The organism is Mycobacterium shunyiense (assembly GCF_058270075.1).
The window spans coordinates 765,260-780,726 of sequence record NZ_JBZDPU010000015.1 but is presented as its reverse complement, the minus strand read 5'-3'; the positions used below and the strand labels follow the sequence as shown (position 1 = coordinate 780,726).

Here is a 15,467-nt window from a genome sequence, read left to right as displayed (position 1 = left end):
AGCTTATGGGGTGCAACCGTTCCCGCGCGGCACGATGCCACACAGGGGAGTTTGCGCGGAGATCGCCGCACCCACGTGTAAGCGCCGTCACACCGGTAACCTGGGTGACGACTGACTAGGCAGATCGGGGGATCGGTATGGATCTCGTGCTCGGCCTCGCGATGACTTCGAGAGCCGTTCGATGGGTGCTCGTCGAAGGCACGACGGGCGAGGGGCGCCCGTACGACCGTGGCGCGATCTCTCTCGACGACGCCGGCAGTTACGACCCCGACGGCCTGCTGCGGGGACTGGTGGACGACACCGAACTCGACGGCGGACACCGCATTCACGCGATCGGCGTCACCTGGACGAATGACGCTGCGCCACTGGCGGGCCACATCATGCAGTCCCTCGATACCCGCGGCTACGGAAATGTTTTCGCGGTGTCGGAGATCGAGGCGGCCGGCATGCTGGCCAGCGGCATCGCCGAGATCACCGAGCACGACGACATCGCTGTCTGCATCGTGGAACCCGACGCCGCGGTGGTGGCGATCGTGACGCCCGACGACGTCAGCGCCGACCGCATCGATCGTTCGGACACGTTCGTTGCCGACATCGCCGGCCTCCTGGCCCTCACCGGACGGCCGATCAGCGCGCTGTTCATCCTGGGCTCCGACGCGCACGGTCCGATCGTCGCCGATCTGGCCGAGTCCATTCCGGCTGCGGTGATCACCGCCAACGAATCCGATCTCGCGTTCGCCCGCGGTGCGGGACTGGCCGCGGCGCTCGCGGTGAATACCGTTACCGCGCCGGTCAAAGCGGTGCACTGGACCAAGGTCGGCGCGCTGTCGTCGGTGGTCGGCGGTGCTTTGGTGACGCTCGTCGTCGCGACCTCCGCCGCGATCGGGCTGCATCTGCATCCCGGAGCAGTGTCGGAGACGGCGCAGGCTTCCAGCATCCACGAGTCGGCCCCCGAGGCCGGGCCGGCACCGAAACCGGTGCAGAAGCCGGTGGACAAGGCTGCGACCAAACCGGCGCCGCCGGCTCCGGCCGCCCCGCCGTCGGCTCCGGCCGCCCCGCCGCCGGCCCAAGCGGTCGAGGCTGCCAATCCGCCGGCACACCAGCCGCCCGCCCAGGTCCCGGCCGCGCCGGCACCTGCACCCGCTCCGGTCTATGTGCCGCCCGCACCGGCTCCGGTGTACAGCCCTCCGCCGTATGTACCGCCGCCGGTGACTTATCCGCAGCCGCGGCTGCGGGACCGGATCATCGAGCGCATCCCGATCATCAACCGTTTCCACTGAACTTGGCGGTGAGCCCGGCCCTGGCCAGTCGCGCCTGCTCGGCGCGCACCACCTCGTCCTGATGCGGGGGAGGCTGGTCGGGATGCTGCGACAGGCGGCGGATCGGCTCGTCGACCGTGCCCCTGGCCAACAGACGGTAGACCCGCACGGTGTGCAGTTCGCTGAGCCGCTGGGTACGTCCGATCACCTGTCGTTCGGTGCGCGGCTGCCACTGAGGTTCGGCGATGATGAATACCGCCGGGGCGTTCAGCCGGCGCAGGTCCAGCTTGCCGGCACCGATGTGGGCCAGCAGGGTTGCCGGGCCGCGGTCGGTGGCGAATGCGTCGACGACGGCCTGCTGATCGGGGACTGACGCGTCGATGGCGCCGAAGATGTTGCCCGGCAACGTTTTCCGAATCACCTCGAGCACTGCGGGAAAGTGGGAGAACACCACCACCCTGGCTCCGTTGATGTGGGCCTCGTTGGTGAGTTCGACCAGTCGGTCCAGCTTGGCGCCCGGCGTCGGTGAACCGGATGGCCAGGCGCCCTGCCTGATTGCGCTGAAGTTGCCACTGGTGACGGCCTGGCGGTAGCGCTCTCGGTCAGCCCGATTGAGCCGCACCCATTCCTCGGTGGCGATCCGCGCCGGCAGCTCGTCGACCACGTCCCGGTAGTCGCGTCGTAGGTACACCCGGTCCACTGCGCGGCGGAATGCGATCGACCCGCGATCGCCCGCGTTGGGCGCCACCTTGCCCGCCACGTCGGGCTGCAGGAAATCGGCGAGGTGGCGAAAACCGCCGATCCGCTGGTGCATCGGCACGCCGGACAGGAACAGCACGCGGTTGTCGGAGGTCAACACGTTGCGGACGGCGCGGGCCCGGTCCGATTTCGGGTCACGCAGCAGGTGTGCCTCGTCGACGATGACCAGGCCGGGCCGCTCGGGCAGTTTGATGCGCTGCAGGGTGTCGTAGGAGACGATGGCCACGCCGCCGGAAGTCTTCCAATTCTCCAGGCGTGCATCGCGTTCGCTGCCGCGGATCTCGACCGACCGCAACACGGTGTGCTTGGCTATTTCTGCGGCCCAATGGATTCCGGTGTTGGGCTGGCAGATCACCAGGGTGTGACGCAGGTGCTGGGTGGCGGCCAGGTGCGCGGCGACGGCGAGCGCCTGCAGGGTTTTGCCGAGGCCAAGGTCGTCGCACAGCAGAACCCGCTCGCGCGCCACCGCATAGCGGGCGCCGAATTCCTGGTATCCGCGCAACTCGGTCTGCAGTAGGGAACGGTTCAGCGCGGTCTGTTCGACCTGCGCGGCCACCTCTGCCCCGACGAAACCCTGGGCGGCATCAACATCTGTTGTCCCGGAGGCGAACTCGCTGAGAAACTGGTCGATCAGGCGGGGGTCGGCACGGTAGGACGTCCACGGGTCACCCTGGGAGTGGTGGGCTTCCTCGATCTGGTCGAGCAGCTCTGCGACTGATTCGCGCAACTGATCGGAGGCGGTGGGGCTGCGCAGGCGAGGCATCAGCCGGCGCAACTGTTTGACCGGCGCATCGGCGTGAGCGAGCGTGAGCAGCGACGTCAGTAGCTCGGTGTCTTCTTTGCGCAGCCGGGGTCGAGTGGTGGTGCGGATGTGGTCGGCCATGGCCTGCGCCGCGGCCTGGACGGATTGGGCAGCCTCGATGTCGACGCCGGGTACCTGGGTCAGCACCCGGGCGGGCACCGTGTGGATGTCGGCGACCGTCCGATACTCCGAATTGGTGAGCCCGCCGAGGCGGGCGCCGCGGGCGAGATATGGGCGCAGGTGCTCCAGTGGTGCAGCCTGCAGCGTTCGGGTCACCACCTCGTCGGTGCCCGCCTGGACACGGTCGACGATGTCGGCGCGAAGTTTGCCAATATCGGCGAGCGCCGCATCGGCATGGCGGATCAGCTCGGCGGGGTCGGCGCTGTCCATGAGAAATCATCATTGCACTGTCGGGCCGCGCCCGGGTGCACGGATTTGTCCGACCGGCCGGACTTCGCTGGCGGGCTCTGCCCGAAGTTCTCGCATCCGCTCACCTTCGCCACAGGAAATGCCCAGCCAGCAGGCCTACCTTGAGGGAAGAGCCATACAAAAACATATGGAAGGTGGCAGATCATGCGAATAGTCCCTGCCGCCGCGCTGGCCATGGCCGGCGTCGCGGCGTCGCTCATCTTTGCGCCCCTCGCGGGAGCTGCACCGGTACCGACTGGCAGTCAGCACATTGGGCCGGCGCCGCAGTCGTGCACCACCACCAACGTGGGTAGTGAGTGCATCTCACCAGGAAACGCGCAGATCAACGATGCTCCGCCGTTCGTCAACAATTTCCCGATGTATGGGGACTTCCCGTGGATCCTGTGATGCGCGGTGATGAGGAGGTCGGGGCATGGCCGTCGACAATCGGTTGGAGGCACTCCTAGATAACGATCGGCCCGTCGGGGCGCTGCGAGAATCCGTCGATGAACGGCAGTTCGCCGGCGGCATTCCCCGGGCACCTGCCCGGTTCCCGATGGTTCGGCTGGGCCGACGCTGGGTCAACGGATTGTGGCTGGTGCTTGTCGGTGCCCTCGCGTTGATCGTCGTCGTGGTGGTGGCCCAACAATTACGGCAGTACGGCTGGATGCAGGACTTCCTGACCCACTATCCGGGCACGTCGACCAGCTATGCGCCCGCGGTCACCACGGGCTTCCCGGCGTGGCTGCGGTGGCAGCATTTCTTCAACATCGTCTTCATGATGTTCATCCTGCGCTCAGGATTGCAGATCCTGGCCGACCATCCGCGGCTCTATGTGAACTCGGGTTGCCGGCCGGGCACCGAGTGGCTCCGGTTGCGTGGCGCGGTTCCCGAAGACCGGCTGGACAAGGCCGACGCACCACGCCTGTGGACCTCCAAGGACGACGCGGTGACCCTGCCGAAGTGGTTGGGAATACCGGGTATTCGTCACTCGATCGGGCTGGCCCGGTGGTGGCATTTCAGCTTCGACCTGTTGTGGTTGGTGAACGGAGCGGTGTTCTACGTGCTGTTGTTCAGCACCGGGCAGTGGCACCGGATCGTGCCGCAATCGTGGGATGTCTTTCCCAACGCGGTGTCGGCCGCAGTGCAGTACGCGTCGCTGAATTTCCCGGCCAACCAAGGCTTTACCGTCTACAACGGTCTGCAGGTGCTGGCGTACTTCATCACCGTGTTCGTTGCGGCGCCGCTCGCGTTCATCACCGGCCTGCTGCAGGCGCCGGCCGTTGCCGCACGGTTCGGCACCGGCCGCGGACCACTCAACCGCCAGGTGGCCCGAACTGTGCATTTCGTGGTGTGGCTGTGGATGGTCGGTTTCATCGTCGCCCACGTCACCATGGTGCTCAGCACGGGCGCGTTGGCCAACCTCAACCACATCACCCTCGGCAGTGACACCCGGTCTTTTCGGGCGCTGGCTGTTGTCGGGGTGGCCGTCGCGATCGTGCTCGGGTTGTGGTTGACGGCAACACCATTGACGTTGCGCTATCCGCGACTGGTGCAGAACGTCGGGCGGTTCGCCGTCGGCTGGGCCAAGGCCTGGATGGAGCGGACCCACCCCCGGGCGTCGTACCGGGACAAGGACATCACCCCGTACTTCTGGGCCAATGGCCGACTGCCCGACAGCGAGCGGTACCGGCGGTTGCGGGACGGCTGCTGGTCGCAGTACACGCTGCAGGTGGCGGGGCTGGTGGCCAGTGCGGTCGAGCTGTCCTACGCAGAGTTGTTGGCACTGCCCAAACATGAACAGATCACCCAGCACTACTGCATTCAGGGCTGGTCGGGGGTGGCCAAGTGGGGCGGCGTCCGGATGGCCGACATCCTGGCGCTGGTGCGGCCGCTACCGGAGGCGAAGTGGGTGGTGTTCTACTCGTTGGCCGACGGCGCCGAACCCGGCCATGGGCGCTACTACGACTGCCACCGCATCGAGCACATGCGTGAGCCCATGGCGTTGCTGGCCTACGAGATGAACGGCGAACCGCTCAGCGAGGCGCACGGTGCGCCGCTGCGCCTACGCAATGAGTTGGAACTCGGCTTCAAACAGGTCAAGTGGATCGAGGCCATCGAGTTCGTGGCGGATTTCCGGTCGGTCGGATGGGGCCGTGGCGGCTACAACGAGGACCACGAATACTTCGGCCATCGGATGCCGATTTAGGCGGTTCGGGCCAATGGTCGATGTGCCCGCCTGTCAGCGACTTTTCAGCGACAATCGCAACACGAGTAGCTCCTGTCTCGTCAAACCCATTGTCGCTGAGCGTTTTCGCCTCTCCAGCGCCATGAGTCCCACGAGTCCCGTCTGTCCAGTGCCCGCCTGTCAGCGACACTGTCGCTGATAGCTGGGCAGCCCGAATTCCGTTGCGTACGAGGCTGATGCGTATTCGAATGACGCAAGTTCACATCGCGCCCGTGACCAACGATGCTCACGATATGCATGTGGCGATTGTCGCTGAGTTGTCGCTGATAGGCGGGCAGGTCGGTATGTGCCGGCCCGCCGCGACACGCCGGCCGCGACACGCCGAGGGGCGCGTCAGATCATCTCGTTCTTTGTCAGCCACCGCATCACGGGCCAGCCGATGAACACCGGCAGCCAGCAGGTCAGCACCCGGTAGAGCAGCACTGCGGGCACCGCGATCGCGGCCGGCACGCCGAACGCCGCCAGGCCACCGATCAGGGCCGCCTCGACGGCGCCGACACCGCCGGGGGTGGGGGCCGCCGAGGCCAGGGTGCCGCCGACCATCGTCACGACCGTGACGGTGACGAACGAGGTGGTTCCGCCGAACGCCTCGACGCTGGCCCAGAGTGCCAGGGCCGCACCGAGAGTCGTACCTGCCGCGCCCAACACGATGAGTGCGAGCCGTTGCGGTTCGCGGGCTAGTTTCACCAGGTCCTCGGTGACCTCTTCGAGCTTGGGTCGCACCGAGGACGACAGCCAGCGCCGCAGTTTGGGTACGGCCAGGAATGCGCCGATGAGACCGAGGGCCAACCCCGCGATCAGGTACAGGATCGTGGAACTCGGGACGAAGTGCGACAGGTCGGCAGAGGCTCCGGCCGCGGTGCTGAACAGGATCAGCAGGATCACGTGCACGATCACCTGCACCGACTGCTGCAGGGCAACTGCGGCGGTGGCGCGCGCCGTGCTCAGCCCGCCCTTCTGTAGGAACCGGGTGCTCAGGGCCAGGCCGCCGACGCCCGCGGGTGTGGTGGTGGCGGCAAAGGTATTGGCCACCTGCATGATCGACAGATTGCGGAAGCTGACCAGCCCATCGGCGCACGCCCACAGGGCGGCCGCCGCACCCACATAGGTCAGCGCCGAGACGGTCAGCCCGAGCAGCGCCCACGCCCAGTTGACAGTGCGCAGTTCGGAAAAGAAGGTCGGCACGGTGCTGATGAACGGGTAGGCCACGTACACCAGGGCACCCAACAGCACCAGCTGGATCACCTGGGTTCGGGTGAACCGCGTGATGGTCTCGGTCTGGATCTGGTCGGCACCGGTCTGGCGTTTCACCTCGTCGCGCGCGGCGGTCATGATGGCCTTGGCGTCGGGAACGGCGTCGCGGACCCGCGACGGCACGGCGGCCTTCGTCAGTCGCCGCGACGCGGTCAGTACGGCCTCGCGACCGAACGCGTCGATCGCCGCGGCAACGGCGGACTGCGGGTCGTACAGCGCCGTGGTGGTGACGAGTAGTTGGGCGATGTCGGACTGCAATTGGGCGTCGGTGGCGCCGTATTCGGCGCTGCCGAAGCCGCCGAACAGCACGGCACTGTCGTCGACGGTGATCTCCTTGCTGCGGAGGTCGCCGTGGGAGATCTGGTGGTCGTGCAGGGTGCGCAGCGCGTTCCACACCCGCCCGACCGTGGTCTCGTCGATGCACTGGTCCAGCGGGATGCCGCGTTTGCGGTTGTGCGCGTACAGGGTCCAGCCGCGGTCGAGCGCGGCCACCGACATGGTCGAGGTACTGGCCAGGCCCAGGTCGCCGATCGCGATGGCCATCAGCGCCCGGTGCTCGACGGCGCGGCGCATCGAGGTCTGCAGGGGTGCGGTCTCGTTGGAACGCAGACGCAGCTTGCGCCACACCTGGCGCACTGCGCCGCCGCTCTGTTGATTGGGGCCGTAGAGCTCGATGACAGCACTGGAGTCAGGATCCTGGGAGGCCGCGTCGAGCATCAGTGGTCCGGCGCCGGCCGGGCGCACCACGGTGAACGAGGAGACGACGAAGCCGCGCCGGGCCAGGGCGCGCACCGCGCCGTCGAGCGGGACCTCCAGCGCCGGGGTGCCCACGATCCACACCACCAGGGCGCCGACGAACCAGCCGGCGGCCAGACCCAGTAGAGAGCGGGCCGGCACGACGGCGCTGACCACGAGGTGGATGGGCACGAACGCCAGCAGCAGCGTCCACCACCAGCGCCGCAGCCGACGGGACAACCACGGCCCGGAGACGGTCAGGACCGCGGCCAGCATGCCGATCCAGCGCGGGTCGTCGAGGAACTGCGACAACTGGGAGCTGAGCCGGTCGGACAGGTCGAAATGCCATCGGGGTGCGGCGATGCCGTTGGCGGTGATCGACAGCGACAACATGGTGATCAGCGCCGCGGCCGCGTATGCGCCGAGCAGTTTCCACTGCCGGCCCAGGATCAGGCTGACCAGGATCACGAATGGCAGCGCCAGGATCGCGATGCCATACGCGAGGTAGACCAGATTGGACTGGGTGGGGGTCAGCACGCCGACGATCTTGGAGATCGACTTTTCCAGCGCCACCCATTCGTAGCGGGTGATCAGTGAGCTGGTGATCACGGTGGCCAGGAAGATCGCGGCCAGTGTCAGACGCAGGATGTCGTTGGTGCGACGGGTCGGCGGTTGCAGGAGGCTGCCGGTGACGGTGATGTCCCGTCCGTCAACGCGCATGTTCCCCCTTCCTGGCCCGGTATCGAGACGCGCTATCAAAGCCCGCGACCAAGGTAGCGGGATCGGATGCGGATATCGGCATTTGATCGCCATCTGGACCGTTACGAATTCACATCGTTCTCATCTGTCACCGCAGGCGACAATTTTTGCTCGCTCGATGTGATCTAGAGCGACGCATGCGGCAAACGTGATGTAACTTCGATCGACATGCCGACGCCGAATTGGCCGGTCCGGAGGAGTTGAACGGGTGGATTCGACCCCATTCGGGCACTATCAGCTGCAGAAGCTGATCGGTCGGGGCGGAATGGGCGAGGTTTACCGGGCCTACGATTCCGACACCGACCGCATCGTTGCGCTCAAGGTCCTGCCGCCGCACCTGGCGCAGGATTCGACGTTCCAGGAACGGTTCCGCCGCGAGTCGCACGCCGCGGCGGGCGTGAGCAATCCGCATGTGGTGCCCATCCACGGCTACGGCGAGATCGACGGGCGGCTCTATCTGGACATGCGGCTGATCGAGGGCCGCAACCTCGGCGCCATGCTCACCAAGACCGGCAAGCCACTGGACCCGGCGTTCGTGGTCGGCATGGTGGAGCAGGTGGCCGAGGCGCTCGACGGGGCGCATGCGGCCGGGCTGATCCATCGGGACGTCAAACCGTCGAACATCCTGATCGCCGACAACGACTTCGTGTACCTGATCGATTTCGGGCTGGCCCGCACCGCGGGTGATTCGGGCATGACCACTGCGGGCAGCACGCTGGGCACGTTGGCCTACATGGCGCCGGAGCGGTTCGACGGCGGCAAGGTCGATCTGCGTTCGGACGTCTACGCATTGGCGTGCGTGCTCTATGAATGCCTCACCGGGGAACGGCCCTATCCCTCCGACAGCCTTGAACAGCAGATCGCCGGGCACATGGTGTCCCCGGCGCCACGGGCGTCGGAGAAGGATCCGCGGCTGGCGGCCTTCGACGAGGTGATCGCCAAAGGTATGGCCAAGAAGCCGTCCAAGCGCTATCAGAGTGCCGGGGCGCTGGCGGCGGCGGCACGGGCCGCCCTGCAGGTGCCGGTGCGCACCACCGGACGGTCGGGTCGCCATTCGGCACAACGGGTTCCGACCCGGGTGCGGGTGTCGAAGAAGGCGACCCTGATCGCCGGAGCGACGGTTCTGGTGGCCGCGCTGTGCGCGGTGGGGGTGTGGCAGCTTCGCGATGACGGTTCGGATCGTGTCGCCAATACGGTCGGGTCAGCCGGATCCGGTCCGGTGCAGGCGCCGACGGGTGCGGTCGACGAGATCGCGAAGACCGTGCCGTCCGGCATCCGTGACTCCGGTCGATTGGTGGTCGGGGTGAACGTGCCCTACGCGCCCAACGAATTCAAGAATTCGAGCGGCGAGATCGTCGGGTTCGACATCGATCTGATGAAGGCGGTGACCCGCACGATGGGGCTGGTGCCCGACTTCCGCGAGACCGGTTTCGAGGGGATCCTGCCGTCGGTGGCCGACGGCAATTTCAACGTCGGCATGTCGTCCATGACCGATACCGCCGAGCGCGAGAAACAGGCCGACTTCGTCACCTACTTCGAGGCGGGCACGCTGTGGGCGCGACGGCCCGGCTCATCGGCGGACCCGGGTTCGCCGTGCGGGCTGCGAGTTGGGGTGGCGTACAGCACGATTCAGGACACGCAGGAGATCCCGGCCAAATCGGACGCTTGTGTGGCAGCGGGTTTGCCGCCGATCGAGAAAGTGGTCCGCACCCATCAGGACGAAGTGACGGCCGCGCTGATCGCCGGTGAGGCGGACGCCATGACCGCCGATTCCCCCGTCACGGGGTTCGCGATCAAGTTGAGCGGCGGTGCGTTGGAGCCGGCCGGCGAGGTGTTCGACGCGGCGCCCTACGGTTGGCCGGTGGCCAAGGGTTCCGGTCTGGCCGAATCGTTGCGGCTGGCGCTGGAGCACGTGATGGACACCGGCGAGTACCGCACGATCGCCACCATGTGGGGCGTGGAGAAGGGCATGATCACCCAGCCGGTGATCAATGGGGCTGCCCCTTGAGCGGTTCCGTCCTCAGACCGCGTTGCGCCCGGCGATGGCCTTGGCCAGCTGCACGACCTGGCCGTCGGTGAGGTTGGTTCCCGTGATCCGGATGTCGACCACGAGGTTGTCCACGGCCAGGATCGCGCGCCGGCTGCCCTGCTGTGGGGTGAAGGGTGACTGCTCGTTGGTGACATCGATATCGTCGACGACGCTCGGGTTTCCGAGCACGTAAGTGCTTGGCCGGCGGTTGCCGTCGTAGCTGATCTTGAGGCTGTCCCCGGCGCACTGCCGCCAGGTGTCGACCGTGCGGCTGACGAGTGTCCTTGCCGCCGTGGGGGTATCGAAGGCGGTGACGGCCTGGTCGACCTCGAGGTCGTCGCCCTCGTCGGCGAACAGGGACTCGCGGAACTGCCGGAAGCCGCTGTCGCGGTACACCTCGTCCATGGCGTTACCAATCACGGCCAGGCACACCGGGCGCGACGCGTGCTCGTCGGCGTCGAGCCGGGCGGGCTGGCGTAGTGCCGTCTTGGGGTGCAGGTCCGAGGTGGCCAGGATGGTGTTGAGTTCCGATTCGCTGGCCAGCATGCTGCCCAGGACGTCGACCTGTGAGCCGGTGTCGTACACGGGTGGCTTGGTGCTGCACCCGGTGAGCGCGGAACCGGCCAGCGTAATGACCGCGATGGCCGGTACGGCAGCCCGCTTCACGTCCATCTGCCCCCCTCGATCGTGTTTGCTGATCGTAAACGGTCGGAGGGGTCAGGCGCAGCGCTCGAGCGTTGCTGAGACATCTGTAGACACACCGGTCTCAGCAGTACCACGGAGGTCAGGGATGTGCGGTTCCGAAACGCGGCGTGGGCCGGTGATGCCACGTTTTGGATGAGGGGAGGCCTTAGCGCTTCCGGGGATGCAGAACGTCATCCGTGGACGACGTATCACCGGCTTTGGCGCGCTTTGCGGCACGTTTCTCTTTGAGGGATTTTCCGGACTTCTTGGTCAGGCTTTGCCTCGGCGATTTGTCGGCCATGTCGGCCCCTTTGATATGGGGGCCTGTGTCGGTCCCGGTCCCTCGAACCATACGCGTACGGTCGGTTGTGCGGCGCCAACGCAGGTCGTCGCAGTTGACAATGCCTATGGTGCAGCGTTGACTGGTGTTCTGGCCCGGATCCCGCCACAAGGCACAATCGATCCAAGCGCTAGCGGAAAGCAATCAGTTTTCTTGCGGTATCGCGAAATTCGGTTCAGTTCATTCACGTCGGTCTTGACGTGCTCGGAGTAGCCCGAGATGTCGGCCGTGAGCCGAAGCGAGGGCAGTCATTACGCACATCACCGAGCCGAGGGTAATCGGCAACCACGCAGACATGGGGCCGTCAAATCCGAAAGGTGCTGACAATTCGCAAGTTTCACCCCCGGCGCGGACTGCCGTGGAAGTGGCTCGCGCCCAGATCATGTCGAGTTCATCTTGAGTGCTCCATCCATTCTGCATTTGCCGGCCGGCCCTGCAGCGGTGCGTGCCCAACCTGACCGTCTCAGGGTTGGGATGCTCAGCACGTATGCGCCGACTGCCTGCGGTCTGGCGACATTCAGCGCAGCGCTCGCAGGCGGTTTGTCCGCGACCGGTGCGGAAGTGGGTGTCGTCAGGGTCTCTGATGGTTCGACGTCCGGCGACGGTCGGGTGGTCGGCGAGCTGGTCAACGGATCCGCGCGATCGGTGGCGGCCAGTTCGGATCTGCTCAATCAGAACGACATTGCCGTTATTCAGCACGAGTACGGCATCTACGGGGGTTTGGACGGTGACGAGGTTGTCGACATCATCGGTGACCTTGACATCCCGTCGATCGTCGTGGTGCACACCGTCCTCAATAATCCGACGCCACACCAGCGTTCACTACTCGAGGTGGTTGCGGCGCTGGCGGATCGGGTCGTCGTCATGTCTGAGTCGGCCCACCGACGACTGTGTCTCGGCTACCACGTTGACCGGCGCAAAGTCACCACGATCCCGCATGGCGCGATGGTCCCGGCGCCCGCGCACACGAAGCGCGGCGGTAGACCCACCCTGTTGACCTGGGGGTTGCTCGGGCCCGGGAAGGGCATCGAGCGGGTCATCGACTCGATGGGCGAACTGCATCAGCTCAACGGCCGACCACGGTACGTGGTAGCCGGCCGGACGCATCCAAAGGTGCTCGCTGCCGATGGTGAGGAATACCGGGACTTCTGTATAGAGAAGGCCCGGTTGAGCGGCCTGACCGACGCGGTGCACTTCGACTCCGGGTACCTCGACGCGCCGTCGCTGAGTGCTCAGCTCCGGGCCGCGGCGGTGGTGGTGCTGCCCTACGACTCGACCGAGCAGGTCACCTCCGGCGTGTTGGTCGACGCGGTTGCGCATGGGCGGCCTGTCGTTGCTACCGCCTTTCCACATGCCGTTGAGCTGCTCGGGACTGGGGCCGGCATTGCGGTCGAGCATGGAAATCCGGATGCGCTGACATCCGCTTTGCGGAGCGTGCTCACCCAGCCGCGCCTCGCCGGCGCCATGGCCGCCGAGGCTCGCCGGTTGGCGCCCATGATGTCGTGGTCCGTGGTCGCCAATGCGTACCAAGCCGCTGCGCGGCAGATCCTGGCCGACCGATCGGGACGCCGGTGACCGACCTGCCGATTCCCCGGTTCGACCACCTGCTGCGGATGACGGATGGCAGCGGCACCTTCGAACATGCCCGCCTGGCGGAGCCGCGACCTGAGAATGGTTACTGCACAGACGATATGGCGCGGGTACTGATCGTCGCCACCCGTGCGCCCGGCCCCGACAGGGAGCTGAACCGTCTCGCGGGTGTGGCGATGCGCTTCCTCAACGAGGCGCAGACCCTCACCGGCGCCTGCCACAACCGTTTGGACAGTACCGGTGCGTGGGTCGACGAACCGGCGCTGGAGGACTCTTGGGGGCGCTGCCTGTGGGGCTTGGGAACCGCCGCTGCGCACAGTGATGTCGGCATGGTCCGCCACATGGCGGTCAACCAATTCAAGCGTGCCGCACAGCAGAGGTCGATATGGCCACGGGCAATGTCGTTCGCGGTACTCGGAGCTGCTGAGCTGCTCTCCGCCCACCCCGGGAACAGCGTCGCTCTCGCACTGATCACCGACTATGTCGCCGGCATCCCTGCGCCCACCGGTAACTCGGAGTGGCCATGGCCCGAACCGAGACTCACCTACGCCAATGCGGTTCTCGCCGAAGCCATGATTGCCGCGGGGGCGGCGCTCGACGACCCGGCGCTGTACAACCGGGGCCTGGACCTGCTGGCATGGTTGGTCGAGCGTGAGACGGCCGGCGATCACCTGTCGGTCACGCCTGCCGGCGGCTGGGGCCTCGATGACCCGCGACCGGGGTTCGACCAGCAACCGATCGAGGTGTCTGCGCTGGCAGATGCATGCTCCCGCGCCGCTGCTGTCGATCCGAGCGCTGTCTGGCCGGAAACCGTGCGAGCTGCTGCCGCCTGGTTTGAGGGTGCCAATGATGTCGGCGAGCGGATGTGGGATCCCGAGACGGGTGGGGGATTCGACGGGTTGCACGCCGAAGGGGTGAACCGCAACCAGGGCGCCGAGTCGACGCTGGCGGTGATCTCGACTTTTCAGCAGGCGCAACGCTTTTCTCATGCGACCCCATGACGTCACTCCGCCCGATTGCTCTCGCGCGCAGTCCGCAATGGTTGCGAGCTGACCGTTCGCGGGTGATCACACAGCTGTTCGTGCCGGGCCAGGAGGGTTTCGAACGCCAGGACTCCCGGGCAGGCAAGGTTTTGGCGCGGATCCTGGAGCTGGATGAGGCCGACGTATTGGCGGCGTTGGACGATGTCCGTTTCAGATTCGGTGATCGCCATCGCGGCCTCATCGATACGTTTCGACGTCACGCCGGCGAGCTGGCCGACCGGCTGGCTCCCGGTTCGGAGTTGTCCGAGTCGCGAATCTTGTTGCTTGGGGCGGTATTCACCAACGAATACGCGATCGAGGGTGCGGCGCTGTGCAATCCCAGCATCGTCGCGCACCCAGATCAATCGGGCATCGCCACGGGCAGTGTGAGATTCGTGCTGAGTGTGCGTGGGATCGGGGAGGGGCACCGCTCCTCGATCGGCTTCCGGACCGGCGTCGTCGATGATGCCGGCCGCGTCGTGGTCGACGACCCGGTGCCGTTCGCCTCCACCGGTGCGATGGTGCCGACGCTCCTGCATGCGGACGTGTTCCGCAGCGAGCTGGTCCGGTTGCACGGCGGCGGCGAGACGTCCGACTATGTGCTCGATGCTCTCGGCGATCGGTTCACCCGTGCCGACCTCGATCAGCGGCTCGAGCAGTTACAGCGACATCGCAGCACACGGCGGCACGCGCCGGCGACGATCGCGTTGATCCGAGCGATCGCGGACCGCGCGTACGGGGTCGAGTTCTCAGGCGATACCGCACTTTCCGAACGTGTGCTGTGGCCCGCTACGAGCGCCGAGGCCGCCGGGATGGAGGATGCGCGTTTCGTGCGTTTCGTCGACGACGACGGCGCGGTGAGGTTCTACGCGACCTACACGGCGTACAGCGGCTCGCAGATCAGCCAACAGCTGCTGACGACCACCGATTTCCGGTCGTTCACCTCGGTGCCGATGGTCGGACGGGCCGCCGCGAACAAGGGACTTGCCCTGTTTCCGCGCCGGATCCGCGGGCGATTCGCGGCGATGTCGCGATCCGACCGGGAATCGAACACCATCGCCTTTTCGGACCACCCGGCGGTATGGACGAGCTCGCTGCCGTGCCAGCAGCCGACGCAGCCCTGGGAAGCGCTTCAACTGGGAAACTGCGGTCCACCGATCGAGACCGAGGATGGATGGCTGGTGCTCACTCACGGCGTCGGCCCGATGCGTACCTACCGCATCGGGGCCATCCTGCTCGACCTGGACGATCCGACCCGGATTCTCGGTCGGCTCACCGAACCGCTGCTGAGTGCCGCGGACGACGAACGCGACGGTTACGTGCCCAATGTCGTGTACTCGTGTGGCGCGCTCGTGCACGCCGACACCTTGGTGCTGCCCTTCGGGGTCGGTGACGCCGCAATCCGCATCGCCACCGTTCCGCTGCCCGAACTGCTGGGCGCATTGCGCCCGTAGCGCCGCGTGGGCACCCGTCATGGGCGCTCGACCTGGTGTGGTGGCAGGGATCCCTGTCACCACCTAGGCTGAAAGTACTTTCACCCAGGTGGCCCGGACCATGCCGCCGTACACAGACGGACCG

At 66.5% G+C, this 15,467-nt stretch carries 10 protein-coding genes; 7 read left to right on the top strand and 3 right to left on the bottom strand.

All coding sequences use genetic code 11. The features are described from left to right. Positions 1–137: 137 nt before the first annotated feature. Positions 138–1,280 (top strand): DUF7159 family protein, encoded by a 1,143-nt coding sequence (locus AC4ELH_RS18025; protein WP_448443606.1) that lies wholly within the window; start codon positions 138–140, stop codon positions 1,278–1,280. Here the strand turns inward: AC4ELH_RS18025 and AC4ELH_RS18020 are convergent. Then, entirely contained in the window at positions 1,264–3,210 is a 1,947-nt protein-coding gene (locus AC4ELH_RS18020) for an SNF2-related protein (RefSeq protein WP_498885775.1), read from the bottom strand. The genes AC4ELH_RS18025 and AC4ELH_RS18020 overlap by 17 nt on opposite strands. Positions 3,211–3,393: 183 nt before the next feature. On the opposite strand from AC4ELH_RS18020, the gene AC4ELH_RS18015 reads away from it, so the two are divergent. Together AC4ELH_RS18015 and AC4ELH_RS18010 are read left to right on the top strand one after the other, a co-directional pair. Then, on the top strand, positions 3,394–3,636 hold the full coding sequence (locus tag AC4ELH_RS18015; RefSeq protein ID WP_110777958.1) for a hypothetical protein: 243 nt from the start codon (positions 3,394–3,396) through the stop codon (positions 3,634–3,636). A 25-nt stretch (positions 3,637–3,661) separates the two neighbouring features. Further along, positions 3,662–5,437 carry a molybdopterin-dependent oxidoreductase gene (locus AC4ELH_RS18010; protein WP_498885773.1) on the top strand — a complete coding sequence of 592 codons (1,776 nt, stop codon included), beginning with the start codon at positions 3,662–3,664 and terminating at the stop codon, positions 5,435–5,437. Between the two features lie 372 nt (positions 5,438–5,809). Here the strand turns inward: AC4ELH_RS18010 and AC4ELH_RS18005 are convergent, their stop codons facing one another. Next, positions 5,810–8,185, bottom strand: a complete 2,376-nt coding sequence (locus tag AC4ELH_RS18005) for a lysylphosphatidylglycerol synthase transmembrane domain-containing protein (RefSeq protein ID WP_064887930.1) — start codon at positions 8,183–8,185, stop codon at positions 5,810–5,812. Positions 8,186–8,432: 247 nt separating this feature from the next. Here AC4ELH_RS18005 and stpK7 point away from each other — a divergent pair, with 247 nt between their 5' ends. Continuing rightward, a complete protein-coding gene (gene stpK7 / locus AC4ELH_RS18000; RefSeq protein WP_448443598.1) occupies positions 8,433–10,232 on the top strand; it encodes a serine/threonine protein kinase StpK7 in 1,800 nt (599 codons plus the stop codon). Between the two features lie 12 nt (positions 10,233–10,244). Here stpK7 and AC4ELH_RS17995 read toward each other — a convergent pair whose 3' ends face one another. Beyond that, on the bottom strand, positions 10,245–10,925 hold the full coding sequence (locus AC4ELH_RS17995) for a sensor domain-containing protein (protein WP_448443596.1): 681 nt from the start codon (positions 10,923–10,925) through the stop codon (positions 10,245–10,247). An 826-nt stretch (positions 10,926–11,751) separates the two neighbouring features. Between AC4ELH_RS17995 and AC4ELH_RS17990 the strand changes: the two genes are divergently transcribed. Genes AC4ELH_RS17990 through AC4ELH_RS17980 form a run of 3 tightly spaced genes read left to right on the top strand, consistent with a single transcriptional unit; the run spans position 11,752 to position 15,343 of the window. Continuing rightward, on the top strand, positions 11,752–12,852 hold the full coding sequence (locus AC4ELH_RS17990; RefSeq protein WP_463791008.1) for a glycosyltransferase: 1,101 nt from the start codon (positions 11,752–11,754) through the stop codon (positions 12,850–12,852). Positions 12,853–12,890: 38 nt separating this feature from the next. Then, entirely contained in the window at positions 12,891–13,868 is a 978-nt protein-coding gene (locus AC4ELH_RS17985) for a glycosyltransferase (protein WP_448444167.1), read from the top strand. Next, a complete protein-coding gene (locus tag AC4ELH_RS17980) occupies positions 13,865–15,343 on the top strand; it encodes a glycoside hydrolase family 130 protein (RefSeq protein ID WP_448443594.1) in 1,479 nt (492 codons plus the stop codon). Before AC4ELH_RS17985 ends, AC4ELH_RS17980 begins: the two co-directional genes overlap by 4 nt. Positions 15,344–15,467 lie beyond the last annotated feature (124 nt).

Coding starts and splice junctions, on each gene's coding strand:
- AC4ELH_RS17980 (WP_448443594.1), top strand. CDS start 13,865: ATGACGTCACTCCGCCCGATTGCTCTCGCGCGCAGTCCGCAATGGTTG.
- AC4ELH_RS17995 (WP_448443596.1), bottom strand. CDS start 10,925: ATGGACGTGAAGCGGGCTGCCGTACCGGCCATCGCGGTCATTACGCTG.
- AC4ELH_RS18005 (WP_064887930.1), bottom strand. CDS start 8,185: ATGCGCGTTGACGGACGGGACATCACCGTCACCGGCAGCCTCCTGCAA.
- AC4ELH_RS18010 (WP_498885773.1), top strand. CDS start 3,662: ATGGCCGTCGACAATCGGTTGGAGGCACTCCTAGATAACGATCGGCCC.
- AC4ELH_RS17990 (WP_463791008.1), top strand. CDS start 11,752: ATGCTCAGCACGTATGCGCCGACTGCCTGCGGTCTGGCGACATTCAGC.
- AC4ELH_RS17985 (WP_448444167.1), top strand. CDS start 12,891: ATGACGGATGGCAGCGGCACCTTCGAACATGCCCGCCTGGCGGAGCCG.
- AC4ELH_RS18015 (WP_110777958.1), top strand. CDS start 3,394: ATGCGAATAGTCCCTGCCGCCGCGCTGGCCATGGCCGGCGTCGCGGCG.
- AC4ELH_RS18020 (WP_498885775.1), bottom strand. CDS start 3,210: ATGGACAGCGCCGACCCCGCCGAGCTGATCCGCCATGCCGATGCGGCG.
- AC4ELH_RS18025 (WP_448443606.1), top strand. CDS start 138: ATGGATCTCGTGCTCGGCCTCGCGATGACTTCGAGAGCCGTTCGATGG.